Raw genomic sequence first — 23,842 nt, 5'->3', positions numbered from 1 at the left:
TCTCCTTCCAATAAAGACAGTGGTTGGGCTCTTAGATAAAGTTGGCAAGCCGGCACCGCGAAGAGGTGACTGGTGCGCGGTGACGGTTTTACTCGGTAAAAAGGTCGACCCGGCGTGATGCTATGTCAGGGCGACGAGAGCCACGAACATATGACCTCTCCAGTACGGCTCAACGTCACGGAAGCCGGCCAACTCAAGAGCCCTCCGCAGCTCGCGCTCCGTCATCCTGGTCATCTGGCCTCGGAGGCTGCTCTGCTTTTCCAGGATCTCGTCTGCCGTGAAGCCCCGCCTACGCTTGAAGTCCATGTAAGCGGCCTCCGCGTCGCTTTCCTGACGCGACGTCTCGGCCAGCGTCTTCTCTGCGATGAGGAGCGCGCCCCCTTCAACCATCGAGCTACGGATGCGCTTTAGCACGGGCAGCTTGTCAGCGGACCGCAGGAACAGCAGCGTCATGATGCAGCACGCGAGCGAGACGTTGTCGAACTGGTGAGTCCGGGCATCGCCGACCTCGCACCGAAAGTTCACGAACGAATGCTTCTCCCAGCAGGGACGAAACCGGGCCTCGATGTCGATGCCGAGGTAGTCCACGTCGGTCCGTGCCGCTTGGTTCACCCTCCGGATCGCGGCCAGCATCCGACCGGTAGAACATCCGATGTCGACCACCGTCGTTCCGCGCTGGACGTAAGTGAGCGACCGGTCGACGGTGTAGTCGACCAACTGCTGGAAGCCGGGTATCGAGGCTCGGATATGCGCGTCGAAATTGTCGGCGTGGTCGCCGAAGGAGAAGTCGCTCCTGCGTCTGCTACTGGTCATTTCATGCTTTCCTTGTAGGGTTTCAAGATCTTTTCGTAGATGTTCTCGGCGATGGCCTCCGCGACAAATGGGGTGACCATGCGGCATATTCTTTCCGCCGCTTGCCCGAGCGTGCCGGTGAGCGCGTAGCCGTCGGGCAGCCCGGTCAGGCGCTTCAGTTCGGGGATCGTGAATTTGCGGTCGTGCTCGGGATGGATCGCGCCGGCCAACCCGCTCGGTTGCTGCCCCGTGACCGTCAGCGTCGGCGCTGGCAGGTCGTAAGAGCACCGCGTGAGGGTATAGTTGCCGGTGACCTGAAGTCCCACGTGATTGGGCCGAAGCAGCCGGGGCGGGTTCTTCGGCAGCTTGGCGGCGGCCGTCGCGATCGTGGTCGTCCGCGCCGAGGCGATCCACGGTCTCATGTCTTCGTGTGACTGGTCGAGATCAGTGAACGCGTCCCCAATGGTGGTGCCGGTGTGCGTCGGGTTAGGGAATAGCAGCGACGCCGCAAACCTACTCGTGATCCCGACCACCTGGGCGACGTCTTTTCGAACCGCCAGGACGAAGAGCCGTCGCCGGCTCTGCGGGACGCCGAAATCATTTGCGGACAGAACGCGCCATGTAACGATGAATTCCTCGCTCAACATCTTCAACAAGGCATCGAAGATGACCTCGCCGCGGGAGGCGAGCGCAGGCACGTTCTCCATCACGACGACCTTTGGGCGCGCGATCAGGGCGAACCTGGCGAACTCGAAAGGGAGCATCGAGATGTCTTTCTGGGTTCGGTCAGAATACGCTTTCAGCACGCCGGGCTCTGTCGGGCCGTTTCCGGCTGTGCTGAATTCCGAGCAGGGTGGAGAGCCGTCCAGCAGGTCAAGCTCACCTACCATCAGGCCCACCATCATCAGGAAGGCGATTACGTCCGCCGGATCACGCAGGATGTCGCGGATGTCCCTAGTGTCGATGAGTGTTCCTGGGAAATTACGTGAGTAGGTGCGAGCGGCTTCCGCGACAAATTCGTTGATGGCCCGGACGTCTCCGCCGGCCAGTCTGTACCCCATCGAGGATCCGCCGCCGCCCGCGAATAGCGAAACGACCGTGAAGCGCTTGCGCAAGGACGCTTCATGCACCTGGGCCATCGTCGGACGACGGACGTTGACGCCGCGGGCTTCGATAACGATCGCCTTGCGAAGCTGAGAAGTCGCGGCGAGCTCCTCGATGTATTGACCAGGGTTGGCCAGCACTTCCACCCCCCAGCGCCTGCAGAGCGCGCTCACCGTCGTGTATTTCGTCTCAAACCGATTGATGATGGGATCGTCTACCAACGTTTTAAACAGCTCGTGGACGCCTCCGCCCTTTTGCAACTTGACGCCCTTCGCGACCAGACCTGCAGGGAGGCGGCGAAAAGCGTCGGCAAAGATCTTCCTCATGACGGACTTGTCCAACGGTGACAGCTCGTCATGGGAGAACTGGCGAAAGAAGCGGCGCACCGGTTCGGCGGTGGAAGGGTCGATCAGCCGTTTGCCAAGTGCCGCAGCGATCCGGGCAGCGAACCAAAGCGTGTCGGGGGAATCGGTAGCGTCCGACTTCGCATACCTTGCGTCACGAAAAGCGTCGAAATGCACTTGCAGCTCGGGGCGGGAGAGCCCGGCTCGCTTGAGCCGCGCCATCTCCATAATGTCTTCCCGCGTGTTGCCGAAGTGGTCGTCAAAGTTCCAGCCCGTTAAGACCTCGCGTTCTGCAATTTCAGGGATCACGTGAGCGATCGGGTATGTGACCTCGAACTGCGTTTTCTTCGAACAACCGTGTTGGATCGCTAACCGCAGGAACGCCGCTCTTAGTCCCGCAGTCGGCACGCGAACGACCCGAAGTCGCCAGCCCATGTGGCGGGCGATCGCTTCTGCAGCCGGCCGCTCAATCGAAGGGATGCCGTCAAGTTCATAGGTGTAGGCGACGACCTCTTTGCCGACCTCCTCACAACTATAGCCGACAATGAAGCTGTCAGCGCCGCCAGACAGGAGTAGGGCGACGCGACTGCAGGAACTCCGCGCAAGAACATGGTTGCGGAGAATGGTTCGAAGATCTTCACTCATCGGACGGTCGGCCTTTCCGTCCAGTTCTCGTCTTCGATGAGGGTCGACCAGCCGTCGGCCCGCGTCTGCGCGAACATCTGAATCTTGACAGCACAGCTCGGAAAGAAGGATTCGGCGAGGACCAAGATGTTCTTGGACGAGGGAAAGGCCGTGAGGGGGCAAGGCCGAAAGTTTCCCCGCTTGGCGACCACGATAACCTCGCGGTCCGTGATTTCGGGCTGTTGCACCGGGCTCTCGAAGAAGAGCCCCTGAGGTGCGCTGAACCCTAGCAGAGGCATTAGTGTCCGCTCGATGGTCCCCATCATGAGGATAGGGATGATCGCCACGAAGCCGGCATCGTCAGCCGGAGGCGGACGCCGCAGGCACTCGTCCAATGTGTCTAAGCGGCCATATTCATTGGCGAAGAGACGCGCGTCCTGTGTCGTCAGACGAAGCGCGAACAGCTCAGCTGAGCCGTCGATTTGCGGGGCCGGTTGCGGGTTGTGTGCAGTATCCGGCGGCGGCTTCAAGGCCGCTCGCACCTTGACCACGTCGTCGCGGGTCACTTCCGGGTATTTCGTCAGCTCGGCTACCGCCTGGTCGGGGCCGACCTCTTCAATCAAGAGACAAATCTGATAAATGATAGAGTAGTGAGCTGGCAGAAGAGGCAGGAACGACTCCTGGAAAAGCGTCTCGGCGTGGCGGCCGATCTTTGTCAGCATCGCTAGTTTGCCGTTTGCCTTTAGCCGCGCAAGGACGTCGTTCTCGGCTAGAACCCGCTTGGTTACCAAGCGCTGCAAAAACGCATCGAGCTTTTCTGATTGTCCGTCGAAAGCGTCCAGCCCCTTAACCAGATAGCAGCATGCAGTAACGAGGGCTTCGGCGGCCTTCGCCCAATGCTCAGCAACTCGATCGGCGGCAGCTTCTTCGTCCGAAAGGGGTCGATCGGCATCGTGGTGGGACCCCGTCTCGCCTGTGGTATCCGAACTAAGGTGCTGAGCGATCCACCTGGCCCGGCCCTCTGCGTTCTTGCCCGTAAGACTCATGACTTGGTCCCACTCTGGGCGACCAAGAGCGCGCTCGGACTCTGAACCGGAGCACGCGTGAGCACTTCATTCCTGGGATCAACCAGGCCCGCATCCTCAAGCGCAGGCTTGAGGGCCTCTATATTTGTTGAAGGTTCTTTGAGATTTGATGCCTTCGGCGGCTCCGACACCGACGCAGCCAATGCTCTGGGTCGCGTAGTTCCAGACATTCACCGTTCCCCTTGCAGTGGCCGGAATGGCCGAGAACGGTTGTCCAATTCGCACACGGAGCCGCTGGATGCAGCAAAAGTCGATGGTGGTCAAATCGACAGAAACCCGTCGATTTGTTTTACCGAATCGGGAGAAACTCATCTCTCACGGTTATAGGGCCTTGCTCTCCCGTTGCTGTGTCGAAACCGAAGTCGCGGAGAATTGCATGTCGCTGGGCGATCACCCGCTTCAGTGCCTGATCGATTTTCGATTCTGCTAATTTGGCGTCAGCAAATTTTGCGCAGGCGTGAACGAACCGCTCGTGCGGCACATCTCCCAATATTTTCGTCGATCGTCTGAGGGGGCGCTGCGTAGCTTCGGCTTGTATCCAGACAAGCCAGGTTAGGAAGCGTTCGAGTGGCAGAGGGGATTTTTGCCCGCGCCTAACTGAGGAGAAGCGATCCTCAGCGTCCGCCATCATTTCATTTAGTCTACGCATCGCTAGTAAGACATCCGAGAGATGGGCTTTTTGTGGGCCAGTTCGACTATGCCAGTAAGGGATCCCAATTCGATAAAAGGCCTCATCGTCGGCCAGTTTTTCTACCAGCTCTCTTAGATCCGAAACTTTCTGGCGTATCTTCTGAACGCGCCGTTTTGTCTGCAGGGGGAGTGTGGTGGCTGCGATTTCTGAGCGATAGGCGCCTACAGCTGCGCAGATATTCAAACGGGCATTATCGGGCAATTTGGTTGTTTGGGAAATTGCGTGCCAAACGTCATCGGGCATTCTGGCGGGCTCTATGAAGACGATCGGAGCCTTAGCGGCACATGCGTTGCGGTTGCTTCTCGCAGCTTTTTTTCGCCGAATCGTCATCAGCCCATCCTGTTAAGCGACTATCGGGCGAACGCACGATTAGCTCAACACGTAGCCATCGCTGGGTAGCATCAGTATCTGAACTTGCATTTCGGTGCGGGATTAATAGTCCTCACCATTGCGATCGTAGGGCTCCCGGACAAGGCGGTGTCGGAAGCGCGCGAGCGGGTCCGCTCGGCGCTGATCGCCTCGGGGCTGGCGCTGCCGGCGCGGCGGATCACCGTCAATCTCGCGCCCGCCGATCTGCCCAAGGAGGGCAGCCATTATGACCTGCCGATCGCGCTTGGGCTGATGGGGGCGATCGGCGCGATTCCACCGGATGCGCTGACCGGCTTCACGGTTCTGGGCGAGCTTGGCCTCGACGGATCGATCGCGCCGGTGGCCGGCGTTCTTCCCGCCGCGATCGGCGCCAATGTGCGCGAGGAGGGGCTGATCTGTCCGGCAGCTTGCGGCTCGGAAGCGGCGTGGGCGAGCCCGGACATCCAGATCATCGCCGCAAGTTCACTGATCCAGATCGCCAACCATTTCAAGGGAACGCAGGTGCTGTCGCGGCCCGTGCCGAAGGTGCACGAAGCCGCAGCCTCGCCGCTCGACCTGCGCGACATCAAGGGACAGGAGAGCGCCAAGCGGGCGCTGGAGATCGCGGCCGCCGGCGGCCATCATCTGCTCATGATCGGCGCGCCGGGCGCCGGCAAATCGATGCTGGCGGCGCGCCTGCCCTCGATCCTGCCACCGCTGTCCCCGGGCGAGTTGCTCGAGGTCTCGATGATCGCCTCTGTTGCCGGCGAGATCGAGGGCGGCGCGCTGACGGCGCGGCGGCCGTTCCGATCGCCGCATCATTCCGCCAGCATGGCCGCGCTCACCGGCGGCGGCATGCGCGCACGGCCCGGCGAGATCTCGCTTGCGCATCAGGGCGTGCTGTTCCTCGACGAGCTCCCCGAATTCGATCCGCGCGTGCTGGATTCCTTGCGTCAGCCGCTGGAGAACGGCGAGGTCTCGGTGTCGCGCGCCAATCACCGCGTCACCTATCCGGCACGCTTCATGCTGGTCGCGGCGATGAATCCGTGCCGCTGCGGCAATGCGTTCGAGCCCGGCTATGCCTGCAAGCGCGGCCGCATCGACCGCTGCACCGGCGACTACCAGGCTCGCATCTCGGGGCCGCTGATGGACCGTATCGATTTGCGCATCGAGGTTCCCGCGGTGACAGCTGCCGATTTGATCCTGCCGCCGCCGGCGGAGGGCTCTGCCGAAGTCGCCGCGCGCGTGGCCGCCGCGCGCGACATCCAGCTCGCGCGCTACGCTAATGCCGGCCTGCCGAAGGTCCGCACCAATGCCGAAGCCCCGGCCTCGGTGCTGGAGGAGATCGCCAAGCCGGATGCGCAAGGCCAGAAGCTGCTGCGCGACCCCGCCGAGACCATGCGGCTGTCGGCGCGCGGCTATCACCGCGTGCTGCGGGTGGCGCGCACGCTTGCCGATCTCGACGGCGCCGACAGGATCGGCCGGCTGCATCTCGCCGAGGCGCTGTCCTACCGCGCACTCGCAGAGGATGTGCGCCAGTTGGCGTGATCATCCAGCGCATCAACCCGGCGGTAACGAGTTTCCTTTACGCTCTGCAAACCATAAGGCCCATCAGTTCCCGCCATGAGTTTCCCCAGGGCCCGGCGAGTAGCGTGTCATGTTGCGTTTCAAGATCCTGGCCTCGGTTGTTCCCCTGTTGGCGGCCGCGGTGTTCGCGCGCAGTGAGATCGGATCGGTCTCGCATCCCTGCATCGTCCTCGGCGACACCTCGGTCGAGCTGACGTCGCTGTTCTGGACCGCCGGCATGCATGTCGCCTTCACCGATGATCCCGCGCGCGCCACGGTGCGGGTTCAGATCACCGAGGACGCGGACGCTGCCGACTTCGCCGTCGTCGACGACGGGCCCGGTTCGGAATCGGAATCCTGCCAGGCCAACCCCTCGACTCGCCTGATCTCGATTGCCGCACAACCCGTCGACGGCGGTCAGGTGGTCTATCTCTCCACCGAGGGGCCGGCGGATTACCGCATCTATGTCCGCTCGAAGACGTTCTCGCAGCGCGAGGCGGCGGCGCTCATCGTCGGCGCCCGCGGCGGCCACCGCCATCTCCAGGCCGCTTCGCTTTGAGCCCCCTCGCTTGGCGCCGTTAACGCATCGTCAACCCTGTTTGGAGGCGGTCGCAGGGCATCAAACTGTTCGCAAGCTCGGCGGCACATCGTCGTTTACAGCGAGCACAGCGTTTTAAGAAAAGAGTCGGGTCGGTGGCGATGGATCGGACGTTCCGGATCAAGGTGCGCATGCGCCGCTTCAGGCGACAGTACCCCAGAAGCGCCTTCGCGATCCGCTCCTTCATGATCTTCTCGGCGACCTTCGGCGGCGCCTATGGGTTTGTCTCGGGCAGCCGGTCCGAGACGTCCGGCTACGATCCCAATGCGTTTGCGATCGGCGTCAGCTTCCTGTTCGCGCTCGCCTGCCTCGGCCTCGCCACGCTCAGCATGCGCCTGCGCTTCGTCAACAAGCGCATGCGTGCGCTGGCCGCCCACAACGAAACGCTGATCGACCGCAATTGGGAGCTGAAGGAGGCCGAGGAGCGCGCCCGCAGCCTGTTCGAACAGCAGGGCGATCTGATCGTGCTGCGCGACACAAGCGGCCGCATCACCTTCGCCAACGACGCCTATTGCGCGCTTGCCGGACAGGCGCGCGGCGCGCTGGTCGGCACGCGCTTTGACTTCGATGTACTGGAGCAGGGCGACAGCGCTCGCGAGAGCAACGGCACGCGCATTCACGACCAGAAGATCGCAACCCAGCTCGGTGCGCGCTGGATCGCCTGGCGCGAAGGCTATGTCCGCCTCGACGCCGGCCAACCCGCCGAATTGCAGAGCGTCGGACGCGACGTCACCGACCGCACCGAGACCGAGCGTGCGCTGTCCGACGCCCGCGACCAGGCTGACGCCGCCAACCGCGCCAAATCGCGCTTCCTGGCGATGGCGTCGCACGAGATCCGCACGCCGCTCAACGGCATCATCGGCATGGGCGGGCTGCTGCTCGACACCACGCTGACGCCGGAGCAGTCGACCTACGCCAAGGCCGTGAAGACCTCCGGCGAAGCGCTGATGGCGCTGATCGAGGAGTTGCTCGACTATTCCAAGATCGAAGCCGGCAAGCTCGATCTCGAGCAGCGTCCCTTCGCGCTCTCGGGCCTGATCGAGGACATCACCGAACTGCTCGCGCCGCGCGCGCAGGCAAAGCAGCTCGAGATCGCCGCCTATGTCGACGAGCGGCTGCCGCTCGAAGTGGTCGGCGATGCCGCGCGGCTGCGCCAGGTACTGCTCAACCTTGCCGGCAACGCCATCAAGTTCACTGCGGGCGGCGGCGTTGCGCTGATCGTCGAACCCGGCATCTGGCCGAACGAGATCAGCTTTCTGGTGCGCGACACCGGCATCGGCATTGCGCCGGAAGCGCAACAGCGCATCTTCCGCGAGTTCGAGCAGGCCGACGAACGCGTTGCCCGCACTCATGGCGGCACCGGCCTCGGTCTCGCCATCAGCGAGCGCATCGTCAAGCGCATGGGCGGCCGCATCACGCTCACGAGCGAACCGGGCAAGGGCGCGACCTTCGAGGTCGCGGTCCCGCTGGCGTCATCCGCCGTCGGCGCGGAACAGACGGCGTTCCCGAGTCCCGATCTCGCGGGCAAGTCGATCCTGCTGATCGCCGACGGCATCGAGGCCTCCCTGATCGCGCGGCGGCTGGAGCGCTGGGGTGGCCAGACCTGCATGGTGACGGACGCGGCGGTGGCGGAAGCGCTGCTGCCCGAGCGCTCATGGCATTCGGTGCTGATTGATCGCGCGCTCGGCGCTGCCATCGCCGACCGTCTCGGAGAAGCCGCACGCATGCACGCGACGCAACGCCTCGTGCTGCTGACGTCGGGCTCGCGCCACGAGAAGCTCTCGCCGGCCTTCACCGGCTTCCTGGTGAAGCCGCTGCGCGCGGCCTCACTCGCCGCACGCTTGACGCTGCCGCCGGAGGTCGCCTCGCCCGATCTCGCACCGGAGCCATCGGCCCAACCCACCGGCGCGGTACCGGCGAAAGGCCTGTCGGTTCTCGTCGCCGAGGACAACGAGATCAACGCGCTGTTGATGCGCTCGCTGCTGACGAAACTCGGCCACCGTGTCGTCATCGCGATCAATGGCGAGGCCGCGCTGGAATCCTGGCTCGGCGCGGCATCGGCCGGCACGCCCTATGATCTCGTGCTGATGGACATCCAGATGCCGCAACTCGACGGCATCGAGACGACAAAACGCATCCGTGCGCACGAGGCCGCCACAGGCGGCCACCACACGCCGATCCTCGCGCTCACCGCCAATACGCTGGTGGAAGATCGCTACGCCTGCTTTGAGGCGGGCATGAACGGATTTCTGATCAAGCCGCTCGATCGCGAGAAGCTGGAAGAGGCGCTGGCCGGACTGGCGGCGGCGCGGCAGCTGGCGGTTTGACCGGGATTTCATAGGAACCCGATCTCGGCCGGCAATCGGCAATTGAAATCGACCGCGTCGCGCATCACCATCCTCTGGGGAATATTAAACAGAGGATTTCGCATGAACGTGCTTTGCCGCCTCGCCTTCGTGATCCTTCTCTGGGGTTCCACTCAAGCCACCGCGGCCGCTAGCCCGGAACTGATCGCCTCGCTCAAGCAAGGCGGCTACGTGCTGGTGTTTCGCCACACCGCCACCGACGACAGCCAAAAGGATCTTTACCCTTTCAAATTCGACGACATGAGCGCCCAGCGTCAGCTCAGTGAGAAGGGTCGCGACATGGCGCGCCAGATCGGGGCGGCCATCAAGGAACTCGCGATCCCGATCGGCGACATCTACACCAGCCGGCTGAACCGCGCGATCGAGGCGGGGAGACTGATCTCCGGCCGCGAGGTCAAGCCGATCGATGCGTTGACGGACAGCAGCAACGCGAATGCGTCGGGCATGGCAAATCCGACGGGTGCAAATGCAAAGGCGGGCCAGGCCGTGCGGCAGCTCGTCGACGCGCCGCCTAAAGCCGGCACCAACACCTTCCTGGTCACCCACAAGACCAACATCGCCGATGCCTTCGGCAAGGAGGCCGGGGACGTGCAGGAAGGCGAAGCTTTCGTCTACAAAGCCGGCAGCTCGGGTCCAGCAACCCTTGCAGGACGCATCAAGCTTGCCGACTGGACTGCGAAAGCAGACAAGTGACGGCCCGGACATCAGTCCGGATCATGCTTTGGCAACAGAAGGGCTGGCGAACCAGTGAGAACATCGGAAGACCGCTCATTCCTCATCTTGCTTGCCGCGGTCTCCCTTGCGTTCGGGTGGGTGCTTTGGCCGTTCTCCGGCGCGCTGTTGTGGGCCACGCTTCTAGCGATCATCTTCGCACCACTCTATCGACGCGCCCTGGAAGCCCTTCCGGGAAGGCGCAACTTGGTCGCATCGTTCACTGTCGTCGTCGTGATCGTCATGGTCCTCATCCCCGTGGCGGTCGTCATCGCCTCGCTCATCGATCAGGGTGGGGAGCTATATCAGCGCGCGCAGACTGGGGAGATCAGTTTCGCTCATCCCCTGCAGCAGCTGAAATCCGCGCTGCCCGGTTGGGCCGCTTCCCTGGCGGATCGCTTGGCCGGCATCGACTTTTCGGCCCTGAAGGAACGTCTGTCGAGTCTGGTCGTCCCTGCCGGCCAACAGCTGGCGGGGCACGCCATCAACATCGGCCAGTTGACGCTGGAGTTCGTCGCAAGCTTGCTCGTGATGTTGTACCTGCTGTTCTTCCTGCTCCGCGATGGTGACGAGCTCAACGCACGGATCCGTGACGCGCTCCCGCTGCGGCCGAGCCACACCACCGAGATTCTGAATGCGTTCACCCTCGCGGTTCGCGGGACGATCAAGGGGATCGTTCTCGTTGCCCTGATTCAGGGAGCGCTTGGCGGGCTGATTTTCTGGCTGCTCGGCTTGACGGCGCCGCTGCTCGCGGGCGCCCTCATGGCGCTGCTCTCGCTCCTGCCCGTGCTCGGCTCCGCCCTGGTTTGGGTTCCGGTCGCGCTCTATCTGCTTGTGGCAGGCTCAGTCACGAAAGGGATCATCCTGCTCGCATTCGGAACCTTCGTGATCGGTCTTGCGGACAATTTTCTCCGCCCGATCCTGGTCGGCCAGTCGATCCAAATGCCGAGCTATGTCGTGCTGCTCGCCACCTTGGGCGGCCTTGCGGCTTTCGGAGCGAACGGGTTCGTCATCGGCCCACTCGTCGCGGCGATGTTTCTCACGACGTGGCACATCTTCATCGGCTCGAAAGCGCGACAGGAGACCCGGAAATGACGGTCATGTCGAGCGACGACCCGGCGGTCAGCCGAGCGCCGAATTCGGCCGACGCCGAATGCTAGGCGGCGTGAGCAGCAAAGCGCGGCGCGGACAGCTTGGCCGGCGGCACTGCCGTGCCCTTGAATTTGGTGTCTGCCTGGACCGCGCGCTTACAATGTGGACACACGAAGAGATGCGCGATGATCGGGGTCGGCTCGTCCGCCAGCAGCTCGGAACGGAACCACTTCATCTCGATATGGCAGTCCGGGCATATCGGTGCTTCGAGATGCTCGGCAGCGCTTCTGAGACGATCAACCATGGGGCCCGTGTGCGTTTCCGAAAGCCATAGCCAACTACCCCTCGCCGGTCTGCAACAAAAGATACTCAGCCCGAAATTTAAAGAGCCGCGTTCATCAAGGCTGTTACAGCCGCCTCAGCGCCACGCTCGACACCGTGTGGTCGGCGCCCTTCTTCAGGATCAGGGTCGCGCGGGGGCGGGTCGGCAGGATATTGTCCTCGAGATTGGCAAGGTTGGTGCGTTCCCAGATCGCGATCGCGGTGGCGGTGGCCTCCTCGTCCGACAACAGCGCGTAGCGGTTGAAGTAGGATTTCGGATTCGTGAACGCAGTGTCGCGCAGCGACAGGAAGCGCCGGATGTACCACTGCCGTAGCGCGGCCTCGTCGGCGTCGATATAGACCGAGAAATCGAAGAAGTCGGACACCACGGGCACGGCCTTGCCGTCACGCGGCAGCTTGCCGGTCTGCAGCACGTTGACGCCCTCGACGATCAGGATGTCGGGCTGGTCGATCTCGGCCCACTGGTTCGGCACGATGTCGTAGGTCAAATGCGAATAGACCGGCGCGCGCACATGGCGGCGGCCGGCCTTGATGTCGGAGAGGAAGCTGAGCAGCAACGGCAGGTCGTAGCTCTCCGGAAAACCCTTCTTCTGCATGATGCCCTGCCGCTCCAGCACGGCGTTGGGGTACAGAAATCCGTCGGTGGTGATCAGCTCGACCTTGGGGCGCGGCGACCAGCGCGCCAGCAGCGCCTGAAGCACGCGGGCCGTGGTGGATTTTCCAACCGCGACCGAACCGGCGACGCCGATGATGTAGGGCATCTTGCGGTCGCGGATGTTGAGGAACTGGCGCTCCGCGTAATAAAGCCGCTGCATCGCATCGACATAGATCGACAGCAGGCGCGACAGCGGCAGGTAAATGTCCTCGACTTCCTGCAAGTCGAGGCGGTCGTGCAGCGAGCGCAGCCGGTCGAACTCGCCCGGCTCCAGCGTCATCGGCGTGTCGTCGCGGAGTCGCGACCACTCCTCGCGCGTATAGACGCGGTACGGATTATACTGCTGCTCGGGTGCGCGGATATCCATGACGCGATTCTCCACCTCGGCTAGCTGCCGCCCTTGCGCGACGCCTTTTCTTCCAACCCTGACATATTGGTCCGCTTGTCCAATGCGGCCTCGACCTCTTCCAGCTTTACGCCGCGGGCCTTGAGCAGCACAAGGAAATGGTAGAGCAGGTCGGCGCCTTCGGCGATCAGATGCGCGCGATCGTTTTCGACTGCTGCGATTACGGTTTCGACTGCTTCCTCACCGAACTTCTTGGCGCAATGTTCGGCGCCCTTGTCGAGGAGCTTGCGGGTATAGGACGCCTCGCCACCCGCTGCCGCGCGGGCGTCGATGGTCTCGGCCAGATCGTGAATCGTGAAACGCGGCATACAAATACTCGGAAAACGCGCCTTGGCCGGTATTGGCCGTCTATCCGGCGGGATAATTCGCTCCCCGCCGATCATGTAGCATTTTTATGGACGGGAGTCGTCAGGCATCGAGGCGCATGGGCAGCCCGCGCCGGGACATGTGCTCCTTGGCTTCGCGGATGGTGAATTCCCCGAAGTGGAAGATCGAGGCAGCCAGCACGGCGGTGGCGTGGCCGTCGCGAATACCGTCGACGAGGTGGTCGAGATTACCGACGCCGCCCGAGGCGATCACGGGAACGGGAATGCTGTCGGCGATCGCCCGGGTCAGCGGGATGTCAAAACCCTGCCGCGTGCCGTCACGGTCCATCGAGGTGAGCAGGATTTCACCGGCGCCGAGCGAGACCACCTCCTGGGCATATTCGATGGCGTCGATGCCGGTCGAGTTGCGGCCGCCATGGGTGAATATCTCCCAGCGCTCTCCGCCACCGGCGCGCTTGACCCGCTTGGCGTCGATCGCAACCACCACGCACTGCCCGCCGAATTTCTCGGCGGCTTCCTTGACGAACTCACGCCGCGACACCGCGGCGCTGTTGATCGAGACCTTGTCGGCGCCCGCGCGCAGGAGGGTCTTGATGTCGTTGACCTCACGGACGCCGCCGCCCACGGTCACGGGCATGAAACAGGCTTCAGCGGTGCGCCGGACTACGTCCAGCATGATGCCGCGATTCTCATGGGTCGCGGTGATGTCGAGGAAGGTGAGCTCGTCGGCGCCGGCGGCGTCATAAGCGATCGCCGCTTCAACGGGGTCACCGGCATCGCGCAAATCGACGAAGTTGACGCCCTTGACGACGCGGCCGTCCTTGACGTCGAGGCAGGGGATCACGCGCACCTTGAACATTGGATGTCTCCTAGGCGGCGCGCGCGTTGCGGATCAGGTTGAGGGCGGACGCGGGATCGAGCCGGCCGTCATAGAGCGCGCGGCCGGCGATCGCGCCGGCGAGCTTCTTGGCGCGCGGGGTCAGCATCGCCTTGACGTCCTCGATCGAGGCGAGGCCGCCGGAGGCAATCACGGGAATCGAGATCGCATCCGCCAGCGCGATGGTCGCGTCGAGATTCAGGCCCTTGAGCAGGCCGTCGCGCGCGATGTCGGTGAAGATGATGGCGGCCACGCCGGCATCCTCGAAACGCCGTGCGATCTCCAGCACCGTCACCTGCGAGGTCTCAGCCCAGCCTTCGACCGCAACCTTGCCGTCACGTGCATCGAGCCCGACCGCGACGCGGCCGGGGAATTCCCTGGCGGCCGCCTTCACCAATTCGGGGTCGCGCACCGCGGCGGTGCCGATGATGACACGGGTGATGCCCTTGTCGAGCCAGGCTTCGACAGTCGCGAGATCGCGAATGCCGCCACCGAGCTGCACCGGAATCGTGATCGTCTTCAGCATCGCCTCGACGGCCTGCGCGTTGACCGGCTTGCCGGCAAACGCGCCGTCGAGATCGACGACGTGGAGATACTCAAAGCCCTGCGCGACGAAGCTCGCCGCCTGCGCGGCGGGATTGAGATTGAACACCGTCGCGCGCGCCATGTCGCCCTGTTCGAGGCGCACGCATTGGCCGTTCTTGAGGTCGATCGCGGGAAAGAGAATCACGGTTTCCATCGCAAAAAGTTCGAGATCAGGGCCAAACCAAAGCGCTGGCTCTTCTCGGGGTGAAACTGTGTACCGATGGCGGTATCCTTGCCGACGATCGCGGTGACAGGCCCGCCGTAATCGGCGCGCGCGAGCACGTCCGCCTCGTTGGCGGCGTTGAGGTGGTAGGAGTGCACGAAATAGGCGTGCTGGCCCTTGGGGCCGAGCGGCAGCCTGTCCAGCACCGGATGCTCGCGCAGCACATCGAGCGTGTTCCAGCCCATGTGCGGGATCTTCAGGCTCTCGTCGCGTGGCGTGATCTTCTCGACGTCGCCGCCGATCCAGTTCAGGCCTTGCGTGATGACATGCTCCTTGCCGCGGGTGGCGAACAACTGCATGCCGACACAGATGCCGAACATCGGCCGCGCCTTGACGCGCACCGCTTCGGTGATCGCCTCGACCATGCCGTTGACGGCATCGAGCCCGCGCCGGCAATCGGCGAAGGCACCGACGCCCGGCAGCACCAGGCGGTCGGCGCTGTAGGCCTGGTCCGGATCGCTGGTGACGAACACCTTTTGCGGGTTGTCCATGCTGCGCGCGGCGCGCTCGAACGCCTTGGCGGCCGAATGCAGATTGCCGGAACCGTAATCGATGATGGCGACGCTCATCTTGACCCTCCCGGTTCTGGAAACAAACCAATGATGCCACCCGCCGGCATCGGCGGCGGATTGGAGAATTGCTGACCCGGCACGTTGCGGGTCGGCGGCGGGCCGCCGCGATCGACGGCCCATTGATCGTTGACGATGCCGCGCTGCTTCTGGCTCCAGCGCTCGAAGAAGCGGTGCTCGGCGGTATCCTCATCGTCGGAAATGACCACGTCGAGCTGCCGCCATTTACCGCGCGACAGCGTCCAGCGGCGCAGGCTGGAGGCCTCGAATCCCATCAGGAGCGCGACGATGACGTCGGCGAAGAAGATCGACGACCGGCCGACGCCGAGGCTGGACAGCCCGACATTGAAGGCGGCAACGAAGATCAGCCAGCCGATCAGCGCCAGCCACAGCCGATTCCACAGCAGCCAGAACGGTCCGAAGATCATCGCCCAGAAATGGAAGCCATCGCGCACGAAGACGAACTTGTCGGTCGCGCGCAGATCGGCTCCGGCAGGTGAGGGAGCATGAACTGTGTAGACGGACATGGCGATGCCCCGTTCCCTAGGAATTCAGTGATACCGCAAGCGGCGCGCGCCGCCGGCCGAAAGACGTCAGCCGCCGAGCGAGCCCTTAGTGGAGGGGATTTCGCCCACCGTCTTCGGGTCGATCGCAATGGCCGTCCGCAGCGCCCGTGCCAGACCTTTGAAGCAGGACTCGGCGATATGGTGGCTGTTATCGCCATATAGGGTCTCGACGTGAAGAGTCACGCCAGCGTTCATGGCAAAGGCCTGGAACCACTCGCGCACCAGCTCGGTGTCGAACTCGCCGATCTTGTCGCGGGGGAAGTCGACCTTGAACACCAGAACCGGGCGGCCCGAGATGTCGATGACCACGCGCGACAGCGTCTCGTCCATGGGCATGTGCACGCCAGCATAGCGGGTGATGCCCGCCATGTTGCCGAGCGCCTGCTTGACGGCCTGGCCGAGCGCGATGCCGGTGTCTTCGGTGGTATGGTGATGATCGATGTGCAGATCGCCGACCGCCTTGACCGTGAGGTCGATGCGGGAATGGCGGGCGAGGAGATCGAGCATATGGTCGAAAAAACCGATGCCGGTCGCGATATTGGACACGCCGGAGCCATCGAGGTTCACGGTGACCTCGATGTCGGTTTCCTTGGTCTTGCGCTTGATCGTCGCGGTGCGCATCAAAACTAGCTTTCATCCTCGTTCGGGGCCGAAAACGCCGGTCTTTTAACAGCCAAATGACGCCTTCGCTACTGCGGGAACGGCTGGCCGGGCCTCTACTTCTGCCTATAGTGAGCGAAATTGGTCCCGGAGCGGCCCGTTGTGCGCCAGTTGTCCCCTTGGCCCCGACCGCCTAAATCAGGCCGGACAACGAGGATCATTCATGCAGGCTTCCCAGAACAGCTCGCCGGTCTGGCACGGCACCACGATTTTGACGGTCCGCAAGGGCGGCACGGTGGTGGTCGGCGGCGACGGCCAGGTCTCGATCGGCCAGACCGTGATCAAGCACAACGCCCGGAAGGTCCGGAAACTCGGCAAGGGCGACGTCATCGGCGGCTTTGCCGGCGCAACGGCCGACGCCTTCACGCTGTTTGAGCGTCTGGAAGCCAAACTCGAGCAATATCCGGGGCAATTGACCCGGGCCGCGGTCGAGCTCGCCAAGGACTGGCGCACCGACCGTTATTTGCGGCGGCTGGAGGCCATGATGATCGTGGCCGATAAGGACGTCTCCCTAGTGCTGACAGGCACCGGCGACGTGCTGGAGCCCGAAGCCGGCGTGATGGCGATCGGCTCCGGCGGGAATTACGCGCTGGCAGCCGCCCGCGCCCTGCTCGACACCGACAAGGACGCCGAGACCATCGTCCGCCGCTCCCTCGACATCGCCGCCGACATCTGCGTCTACACCAACCGCAATGTAACCGTCGAAGCGCTGTCGGCCGGGTAGGACTTGGCCCTCGCCTACACCTTCCGCCCGATGACCGCGGACGACCTGCCGCTGATCCGGCGATGGCTGGGCGAGGCACATGTGCGGGACTGGTGGGGCGATCCGGACGAGCAGTTCGCGCTCGTGAGCGGCGATCTTGATGAGCCTGCAATGGACCAGTTCATCGTGTTGGCCGACCGCAAGCTGTTCGGCTATCTTCAATGCTACCGCCTGACCGCCTGGAATACGGGTCTTGGGCCGCAACCGGAGGGCACCCGTGGCATCGATCAATTCATCGGCGAAAGCGGCATGATCGGGCGCGGGCACGGTTCGGCATTCATCCGCCAATTCGCCGACGCGCAGTTGCGGCAGGGCCTGCCGCGCATCGTCACTGATCCTGATCCGCTCAACGCGCGCGCCGTGCGTGCCTATGAGAAGGCCGGCTTTGTCCGCGACCGCATCGTCGAGACGCCCGACGGCCCGGCGCTGCTGATGGTGCGCGCGCCATGACGCTGGCAACCACGCATGAGAGCAGGGCCGCGTTTCCGCCGCTCGCCTGGGTCGGCATCGCGCTGCTGCTGCTGGCGATGCAGGCCTCGATCCTGCTCGCGATGGGCCGGGTGCCGATCTGCACCTGCGGCTACGTCAAGCTGTGGCATGGCGTGGTGAACAGCTCGGAAAATTCGCAGCACATCGCCGACTGGTACACCTTCTCGCACATCCTGCACGGCTTCCTGTTCTATGGCTTGACTTGGCTGCTGTTCGCGCGGCTGCCATTCGTGTCTCTATCCTGGCCCGCGCGCCTGATCATCGCAATGCTGATCGAAGGCGCCTGGGAGATCGTCGAGAACTCGCCTTTCATCATCGAACGCTACCGCGCCGGCACGATCTCGCTGGATTATTTCGGCGACAGCATCGTCAATTCGGTCTCTGACAATCTGTCCATGATGCTGGGCTTCCTCGCGGCGCGCCTGCTGCCTGTATCAGTGACCGTTCTGCTCGGGCTCGCCTTCGAAATCATGCTGGCGCTCCATATTCGCGACAATCTGACGCTCAATATCCTGATGCTGATCCATCCGATCGAAGCCGTGAAACAATGGCAATCGGGTCCGCCGATCATCTGACGGCAAAAAAAGCGGCTTGTCCCGCCCCGCATCTGATCCTAGCTAAGGTCCCATGACAGACTTCTCCCCCCGCGAAATTGTTTCCGAACTCGACCGTTTCATCGTCGGCCAGGCCGATGCCAAGCGCGCCGTCTCGATCGCGCTGCGCAACCGCTGGCGGCGGCAGCAACTCGAAGGTTCCTTGCGCGAGGAGGTGCTGCCGAAGAACATTTTGATGATCGGCCCGACCGGCGTCGGCAAGACCGAGATCGCGCGGCGGCTCGCCAAGCTGGCCAACGCGCCGTTCCTGAAGGTGGAAGCAACGAAATTCACCGAGGTCGGCTATGTCGGCCGCGACGTCGAGCAGATCGTGCGCGATCTCGTCGAGGTCGCGATCGCCCAGGTCCGCGAGCGCAAGCGCAAGGACGTGCAGGCACGCGCGCAGCTCGCCGCCGAGGAGCGCGTCCTCGACGCCCTGGTCGGCGCCAATTCCAGCGCGGCGACGCGGGACTCCTTCCGCAAGAAGCTGCGCGCGGGCGAGCTCAACGACAAGGAAATCGAGATCGAGACGCAAGGCGGCGGCAGCGGCTTTCCGATGTTCGAGATCCCGGGCATGCCCGGCGCGCAGATGGGCGCGGTCTCGATCGGCGACATCTTCGGCAAGCTGGGCGGACGCAGCAAGACGCGGCGGCTGACGGTGGAGAGCTCGCACGAGATCCTCGTCAACGAGGAATCCGACAAGCTGCTCGACAGCGATCAGTTGACGCTGGAGGCGATCAGCGCGGTCGAGAACAACGGCATCGTGTTTCTGGACGAGATCGACAAGATCTGCGCCCGCGAAGGCCGCGCCGGCGGCGACGTCTCGCGCGAGGGCGTGCAGCGCGACCTGCTGCCGCTGATCGAGGGCACCACGGTCTCGACCAAGCACGGCGCGGTGAAGACCGACCACATCCTGTTCATTGCCTCCGGCGCCTTCCACGTCGCCAAGCCGTCCGATTTGTTGCCGGAACTGCAGGGCCGCCTGCCGATCCGCGTCGAGCTGCAGGCGCTGACCCGCGACGACATGCGTCGCATCCTGACCGAGCCCGAGGCCTCGCTGATCAAGCAATATATCGCGCTGATGCAGACCGAGGGCGTCACGCTCGACATCACCGACAACGCCATCGACGCGCTGGCGGACGTCGCAGTGGCCGTCAATTCCACCGTCGAGAACATCGGCGCGCGGCGGCTGCAGACCGTGATGGAGCGGGTGCTGGACGAGATCTCCTTCACCGCCCCCGACCGCAGCGGCGAGACCGTCAGGGTCGATGCCGATTTCGTGCAGAAGCACGTCGGCGACCTCGCCAAGAACGCCGATTTGAGCCGGTTCATTTTGTAAATCCGGGCGGCCGCGCTATGGATGCGGCGTGACCGCACGCATCCTGCAAAACCCCTGGCGCATCCTGCTCGCCGTCAACGCCGCGATCATCGTCGGCGTCTTCGTTCACAAGATCCATCTGCCGCCTTACGTCCCCTACATCCACCTCCTCGTCGACTATCATTTCGGCTTCATCAAGCGCGCGCTGATCGGGGCGATCGTCGCGCTGTTCACCGACAAGGTGCCGCTATGGCTGGTGTTCGCGCTCGGCGGCGCGACATGGCTGGTGACGCTGGGACTGTACGCAAGACTATTCCAGACGACGTTCGGCTTCACCGCGAAGACATTGCCGCTGTTCGTCTTCATCGCGGGCTCGCCGTTCTTCCTCAAGAACTTCATGCACACGCTCGGTCATTTCGACATCTATGGCTGCGCGCTGGCGATCGTCCTGCTGCTGGTGCCGGCCGGCTCGCTGCTGTTCGTGGCGCTGGCTGCGCTGTTCTCGATCGTTCTCGTCCTGATCCACCACATCCATCTCCTGATGTATGTGCCGACCATCATCACCATCGTCATGATCAGGCATTATCTGACGCACGGCTGCGATCGCACCAATGTCGCGTTCGGTATCATCGCCCTGCTTGCCGTCTCCGCGCTGTTCTTCGCCGCGCAATTTTGGGGAACGATGCCGATCCCGGAGGCGGATTTCGTCGCCTATCTGAAGAGCCGGATGGCCGATCCGTCCCGGACCGACCTGCTGCAGTTTGCCTACATCTGGTATCAGCCGCTGGCGAAGGAGATTTCCGACACCTGGGGCCGCCTACCGCACAACATCCTCGGCGTGCCCGTGTTCTTGCTGCTGATCTGGCTGCACACTCCGCTGTGGCGCTATTTTGCGGACCTGATCGGCGCGCTCGCAAACGACACGCATCGCCGTCTCGTGGTCGCGGCGCTCGCCGGCGTCAGCCTCGCCTGTCTCGTGATGTTCGCGATGGTGTTCGACTATTCGCGCTGGATCTCGAACTGGGCGGTCTGCATGTTCCTGATCCTGCACGCGGTGAAGATGCTACCCGCAGTTCGCGAGACGCCGCTGATTCCGGCGGAAGATCAGAAGACAAATATCTTCGGTCTGATCCTCACGCTGATCCCGCGCGTCGGAATCGTGCGGCCTTTCTAGCCAAGCATGATCCGGTCGGAAAACCGGGGCCCACTTTTCCGGATCATGCTCCCTAATATCTCGCCCGCCTGATCCGCACGTAAAGCGCGCCCTCGCCGCCATGGCCGATACCGGCTTCTTCGAACCCCACGACGAACGCGCGGAATTCCGGCAGGCTCAGCCATTCCGGCACCTGACGGCGGAGCACACCGCTTTCGCCGCCGCTGCGGCCCTTGCCGGTGATGACGAGCACGAAAGTCAGGCCGTCATGATGCGCGCGGTGCAGGAAGCCGCTCAGAGCGCGATGGGCCCGCATCTGGGTCATGCCGTGCAGATCGAGCCGCGCCTCGATCTCGCTGCGCCCGCGCGACAACTTGGTGCGCTCGCGCTTGCCGAGCGGCGCCAGCGGCGGCACCGCCGGCTTCGCTGCACGCGCCGCCGGGGCAGCGGCAATCGGACGTGGCGATGGCGCAGGCCGCGTGGCGGGCGCTGCGGGGGAAGGCTCAGAGCGCGGCGCAGCTTGCGCCTTCGCCGCACGAGGCTTCCTCAGCGGCTTGACCTGCTTTGCGATCGTATCCCACAGCGCGCGCTCTTCTTCGCTCAGCGCGCGACGGCGCGGCGAGGGACGAGGCTCCAGCACGGGCGGACGGGACGATCGCTTCATTGCTGCCGATGGGAACGACTTTTCACCGGCCGCCGCGGCTCCTGAACTGGCTCGATCACGGGACGCGGCACCGGCAGCGGGACTGGACCAGCGACAGCGACCGTCTCGCTCTTGCTTTGCGCCACGGCTGCCGCCGGCTTGTCCTTCGCAGGATCGGTTTGCGGAAACAGTTTTGCAATTTTCTCCGAGGGCCGCGGATCCGGCACAGGCAGCCGCGCGCCGCGCGCCGTGGGATCGAGGCCCTTCGGCACCAGCATCACGAAATGCATGGCATGGCGCAGCCGCCCGGAGACGCGGCCGGCCTCCTGACCCGCGCCGAAATAGAGATCTGCGCGCGCCGGCCCGATGATGGCCGAGCCGGTGTCCTGCGCGATCATCAACCGATGGAACGGCGTCTTCGCGCGTTCGGAATCGATCGGGAGCTCGCCTTCGATAAAAAACGGAGTGCCGTAGACGTGGAGCGACTTGTCGACCGCGATCGAACGTCCGGCCGTCAGCGGAATGCCCTGCGCGCCGACCGCCTCTTCCTTGTCGGACAGATTGACCTCGCGGAAGAAGATGTAGGAGCGGTTCTGGCGGCGCAGCTCCCTGGCACCGTCAGGGGTCTGGGCCATCCACTCCCTGATCTTCTGCATCGACATCTCTTCCTTCGGAATGATGCCGCGCTCGATCAGGATGCGACCGACCGCCGTGTAGGCATAGCCGTTATAGGCGTCGTAATTGAGCCGGACCGTGCCGCCGTCGTCGAACTTGATCCGCGCCGAGCCCTGGATCTGGGCGAACAGCAGATCGGTCGGGTCCTTCAGCCAAGCGATCTCGAGTCCGCGGCCGGCGATCTTGCCGTCCTCGATCTCGGCGCGGTCATAATAGGGTACGAGCTTGCGGCGGCCGATCTTGCGATAGACCGGGCCCTTGTTGGGCAGGCTGACCGAATCCTGCTTGTAGCCGCGCACGAACAGGTTCGAGGGGCGGCGATAGACCGGGACGTTGTAGACCTCGGTCTGCGTGCGCGATCCCTCCAGCACCGGCTCGTAATAGCCGGTGACGAAACCGTCGGGCTCGCCGAGGCGCGAGATCCGCAGCGGTGCAAAATTCTCTTCGAAGAAGGTTTTGGCTTTGGCGTCGTCGGCAAGCTCGAGCGACTTGGCGACCCGGCAGGGTTCGCCCAGCGAGGCGCCTAAAGCCTTGGGTTCGGGAGCGCCGGTCTGCGCGCTGATTGGACGGCAGCTCGCGCGAAAGGGCTTGTAGGCGGCGAGATGATTGTCGTCGCTCCAGCCCTTCACGTCGGCCCAGGCCAGCGGCAGATATTGCGCGCCGGGAATCTCGAACGGCAGGGGAAGCTGCGGATACGGCAAGGCGCGCGACGGCGCGGCAGGCAATTCCGGGAGATGATGGTGATGGCTGCGATAGTGGCGCCGCGCCGCCTCGGCGCCGAGTGAAAACGACGACAGCGCGACGGCACCTGCGCAAAGCGCCGTCGCGCTGGTCTTCAGGAAAACCTTAATTCGCGCTTCCGGTGCCAACCAGCTTCCAGTTCGGATCGCGAGAGGTGATGTCGCGGGCGAAAGTCCAGATGTCGGTGATGTCGGCGACCGTGTCGGCGCTGCCGTCGACGATGTTGCCGGCCTTGTCTCGGGTGGCCGAGATCATCTGCGAGACGAAGCGGATCGTGAGCTGGGCGGTGCGGTCGCGCAGCTCGGCGCCGACGAGCTCGGCCTTGTCGATCGAGACAAAGCGCGTCTCGGTCTTCTGCTCGTTCTTCTCGCGCTCCTTGATCGCGGCGTCGAAGCTTTCATAGACCTCCGACGACAGCAGGTCGCGCAGCGCGCGGCGGTCGCCATTGGCAAAGGCCAGCACGATCATCTCATAGGCGCCGCGGGCGCCGGAGATGAAATGGCGCGGATCGAAGGTGGAATCCTTTTCGACGATGGAGTCGAGACCCTGGGCGAGCACGGTGCCCGGCTCGGTCAGGCCCTTCCAGCGGTCGGAGGGCGGGGTCGGCTCGGCCGTCGGCGCCAAGGGGGCCTGGTCGATGACCTTGCCCGGCATGGTGACGACGTTCTTGTCCTGGGCACCCTGGAGCGCGTTGCGGTCGAACGGCGGCCGCTCGTTGCCGGTGCGCTGCCCCAGCACGCTGCGCAGCCTCAGAAAGATGAAGACCGCCAGCGCCAGGAAGATGATGGTGTAGATGTCCACGTCGTATTCGCTTTCTGGTCGTCTGTAGAAGGGGCCGTCTCGAAGGGTCGTGCCGGGAAAATCGATCCGGCCAGTAGACCGTTCCATACCGGAACGGCAAGTCTACATCACCATTTCGGGTCCGCGCGTCAGGTCC

At 63.8% G+C, this 23,842-nt stretch carries 25 protein-coding genes; 10 read left to right on the top strand and 15 right to left on the bottom strand.

Going from position 1 to position 23,842, the window contains the following annotated elements:
- Positions 1-120 precede the first annotated feature (120 nt).
- The 4 genes from ABIC03_RS35285 to ABIC03_RS35270 all read right to left on the bottom strand — a co-directional run bounded on the left by ABIC03_RS35285 (position 121) and on the right by ABIC03_RS35270 (position 4,970).
- The gene (locus ABIC03_RS35285; RefSeq protein ID WP_354065003.1) at positions 121-813 is read right to left on the bottom strand and encodes a methyltransferase domain-containing protein; all 693 of its coding nucleotides are present in this window, start codon (positions 811-813) and stop codon (positions 121-123) included.
- Positions 810-2,885, bottom strand: coding sequence for a DNA cytosine methyltransferase (locus tag ABIC03_RS35280; protein WP_354065001.1), 2,076 nt, complete (start codon positions 2,883-2,885; stop codon positions 810-812). The genes ABIC03_RS35285 and ABIC03_RS35280 overlap by 4 nt, the downstream gene beginning before the upstream one ends.
- Entirely contained in the window at positions 2,882-3,910 is a 1,029-nt protein-coding gene (locus ABIC03_RS35275; protein WP_354065000.1) for a hypothetical protein, read from the bottom strand. The genes ABIC03_RS35280 and ABIC03_RS35275 overlap by 4 nt, the downstream gene beginning before the upstream one ends.
- A gap of 328 nt (positions 3,911-4,238) precedes the next feature.
- Entirely contained in the window at positions 4,239-4,970 is a 732-nt protein-coding gene (locus tag ABIC03_RS35270; protein ID WP_354064998.1) for a hypothetical protein, read from the bottom strand.
- 78 nt (positions 4,971-5,048) lie between these two features.
- Between ABIC03_RS35270 and ABIC03_RS35265 the strand changes: the two genes are divergently transcribed.
- The 5 genes from ABIC03_RS35265 to ABIC03_RS35245 all read left to right on the top strand — a co-directional run bounded on the left by ABIC03_RS35265 (position 5,049) and on the right by ABIC03_RS35245 (position 11,324).
- A complete protein-coding gene (locus ABIC03_RS35265; RefSeq protein WP_502917357.1) occupies positions 5,049-6,536 on the top strand; it encodes a YifB family Mg chelatase-like AAA ATPase in 1,488 nt (495 codons plus the stop codon).
- 109 nt (positions 6,537-6,645) lie between these two features.
- On the top strand, positions 6,646-7,113 hold the full coding sequence (locus ABIC03_RS35260; protein WP_354064996.1) for a hypothetical protein: 468 nt from the start codon (positions 6,646-6,648) through the stop codon (positions 7,111-7,113).
- A 140-nt stretch (positions 7,114-7,253) separates the two neighbouring features.
- On the top strand, positions 7,254-9,479 hold the full coding sequence (locus tag ABIC03_RS35255) for an ATP-binding protein (RefSeq protein WP_354065031.1): 2,226 nt from the start codon (positions 7,254-7,256) through the stop codon (positions 9,477-9,479).
- A gap of 102 nt (positions 9,480-9,581) precedes the next feature.
- Positions 9,582-10,211, top strand: coding sequence for a histidine phosphatase family protein (locus tag ABIC03_RS35250; RefSeq protein WP_354064994.1), 630 nt, complete (start codon positions 9,582-9,584; stop codon positions 10,209-10,211).
- A gap of 54 nt (positions 10,212-10,265) precedes the next feature.
- Entirely contained in the window at positions 10,266-11,324 is a 1,059-nt protein-coding gene (locus ABIC03_RS35245) for an AI-2E family transporter (protein WP_354064992.1), read from the top strand.
- Positions 11,325-11,385: 61 nt separating this feature from the next.
- On the opposite strand, the gene ABIC03_RS35240 is transcribed toward ABIC03_RS35245, so the two are convergent.
- The 8 genes from ABIC03_RS35240 to hisB form a co-directional block, all read right to left on the bottom strand.
- Positions 11,386-11,625, bottom strand: coding sequence for a hypothetical protein (locus ABIC03_RS35240; protein ID WP_275168963.1), 240 nt, complete (start codon positions 11,623-11,625; stop codon positions 11,386-11,388).
- A gap of 103 nt (positions 11,626-11,728) precedes the next feature.
- Positions 11,729-12,685, bottom strand: a complete 957-nt coding sequence (gene coaA, locus ABIC03_RS35235; RefSeq protein ID WP_027514807.1) for a type I pantothenate kinase — start codon at positions 12,683-12,685, stop codon at positions 11,729-11,731.
- A gap of 20 nt (positions 12,686-12,705) precedes the next feature.
- A complete protein-coding gene (locus ABIC03_RS35230) occupies positions 12,706-13,032 on the bottom strand; it encodes a phosphoribosyl-ATP diphosphatase (protein ID WP_007598445.1) in 327 nt (108 codons plus the stop codon).
- A gap of 100 nt (positions 13,033-13,132) precedes the next feature.
- Positions 13,133-13,909, bottom strand: a complete 777-nt coding sequence (gene hisF / locus ABIC03_RS35225) for an imidazole glycerol phosphate synthase subunit HisF (RefSeq protein ID WP_007604055.1) — start codon at positions 13,907-13,909, stop codon at positions 13,133-13,135.
- Positions 13,910-13,919: 10 nt separating this feature from the next.
- Positions 13,920-14,666 carry a 1-(5-phosphoribosyl)-5-[(5-phosphoribosylamino)methylideneamino]imidazole-4-carboxamide isomerase gene (hisA, locus tag ABIC03_RS35220; protein ID WP_354064988.1) on the bottom strand — a complete coding sequence of 249 codons (747 nt, stop codon included), beginning with the start codon at positions 14,664-14,666 and terminating at the stop codon, positions 13,920-13,922.
- Entirely contained in the window at positions 14,654-15,304 is a 651-nt protein-coding gene (gene hisH, locus ABIC03_RS35215) for an imidazole glycerol phosphate synthase subunit HisH (protein WP_354064986.1), read from the bottom strand. The genes hisA and hisH overlap by 13 nt, the downstream gene beginning before the upstream one ends.
- A complete protein-coding gene (locus ABIC03_RS35210) occupies positions 15,301-15,831 on the bottom strand; it encodes a DUF2628 domain-containing protein (RefSeq protein WP_275168967.1) in 531 nt (176 codons plus the stop codon). Before ABIC03_RS35210 ends, hisH begins: the two co-directional genes overlap by 4 nt.
- Before the next feature lie 66 nt (positions 15,832-15,897).
- Positions 15,898-16,491, bottom strand: a complete 594-nt coding sequence (hisB, locus tag ABIC03_RS35205) for an imidazoleglycerol-phosphate dehydratase HisB (RefSeq protein WP_354064983.1) — start codon at positions 16,489-16,491, stop codon at positions 15,898-15,900.
- Positions 16,492-16,693: 202 nt separating this feature from the next.
- On the opposite strand from hisB, the gene hslV reads away from it, so the two are divergent.
- The 5 genes from hslV to ABIC03_RS35180 are packed head-to-tail and all read left to right on the top strand — an operon-like array spanning position 16,694 to position 20,867.
- Positions 16,694-17,254 (top strand): ATP-dependent protease subunit HslV, encoded by a 561-nt coding sequence (gene hslV, locus ABIC03_RS35200; RefSeq protein ID WP_354064981.1) that lies wholly within the window; start codon positions 16,694-16,696, stop codon positions 17,252-17,254.
- A 3-nt stretch (positions 17,255-17,257) separates the two neighbouring features.
- The gene (locus ABIC03_RS35195) at positions 17,258-17,743 is read left to right on the top strand and encodes a GNAT family N-acetyltransferase (protein ID WP_354064979.1); all 486 of its coding nucleotides are present in this window, start codon (positions 17,258-17,260) and stop codon (positions 17,741-17,743) included.
- Positions 17,740-18,357, top strand: a complete 618-nt coding sequence (locus ABIC03_RS35190) for a DUF2585 domain-containing protein (RefSeq protein ID WP_354064977.1) — start codon at positions 17,740-17,742, stop codon at positions 18,355-18,357. The genes ABIC03_RS35195 and ABIC03_RS35190 overlap by 4 nt, the downstream gene beginning before the upstream one ends.
- Before the next feature lie 52 nt (positions 18,358-18,409).
- Positions 18,410-19,714: an ATP-dependent protease ATPase subunit HslU gene (gene hslU / locus ABIC03_RS35185; protein WP_354064975.1), complete on the top strand. Its 1,305-nt coding sequence runs from the start codon at positions 18,410-18,412 to the stop codon at positions 19,712-19,714.
- Between the two features lie 28 nt (positions 19,715-19,742).
- Positions 19,743-20,867, top strand: a complete 1,125-nt coding sequence (locus tag ABIC03_RS35180) for a hypothetical protein (RefSeq protein WP_354064973.1) — start codon at positions 19,743-19,745, stop codon at positions 20,865-20,867.
- Positions 20,868-20,919: 52 nt separating this feature from the next.
- Here the strand turns inward: ABIC03_RS35180 and ABIC03_RS35175 are convergent, their stop codons facing one another.
- The 3 genes from ABIC03_RS35175 to ABIC03_RS35165 are packed head-to-tail and all read right to left on the bottom strand — an operon-like array spanning position 20,920 to position 23,706.
- A complete protein-coding gene (locus ABIC03_RS35175) occupies positions 20,920-21,510 on the bottom strand; it encodes a Smr/MutS family protein (protein WP_354064971.1) in 591 nt (196 codons plus the stop codon).
- Complete coding sequence (mltA, locus tag ABIC03_RS35170; RefSeq protein WP_354064969.1) at positions 21,507-23,033, bottom strand: murein transglycosylase A; 1,527 nt, start codon at positions 23,031-23,033, stop codon at positions 21,507-21,509. Before mltA ends, ABIC03_RS35175 begins: the two co-directional genes overlap by 4 nt.
- Positions 23,011-23,706, bottom strand: a complete 696-nt coding sequence (locus tag ABIC03_RS35165) for a Tim44/TimA family putative adaptor protein (protein WP_027566245.1) — start codon at positions 23,704-23,706, stop codon at positions 23,011-23,013. Before ABIC03_RS35165 ends, mltA begins: the two co-directional genes overlap by 23 nt.
- Positions 23,707-23,842 lie beyond the last annotated feature (136 nt).

It is taken from the genome of Bradyrhizobium sp. RT6a, assembly GCF_040547675.1.
Lineage (GTDB): Bacteria > Pseudomonadota > Alphaproteobacteria > Rhizobiales > Xanthobacteraceae > Bradyrhizobium.
Note: the sequence above shows the minus strand (reverse complement) of the source record. Positions and strands in the feature narration are given on the sequence as shown.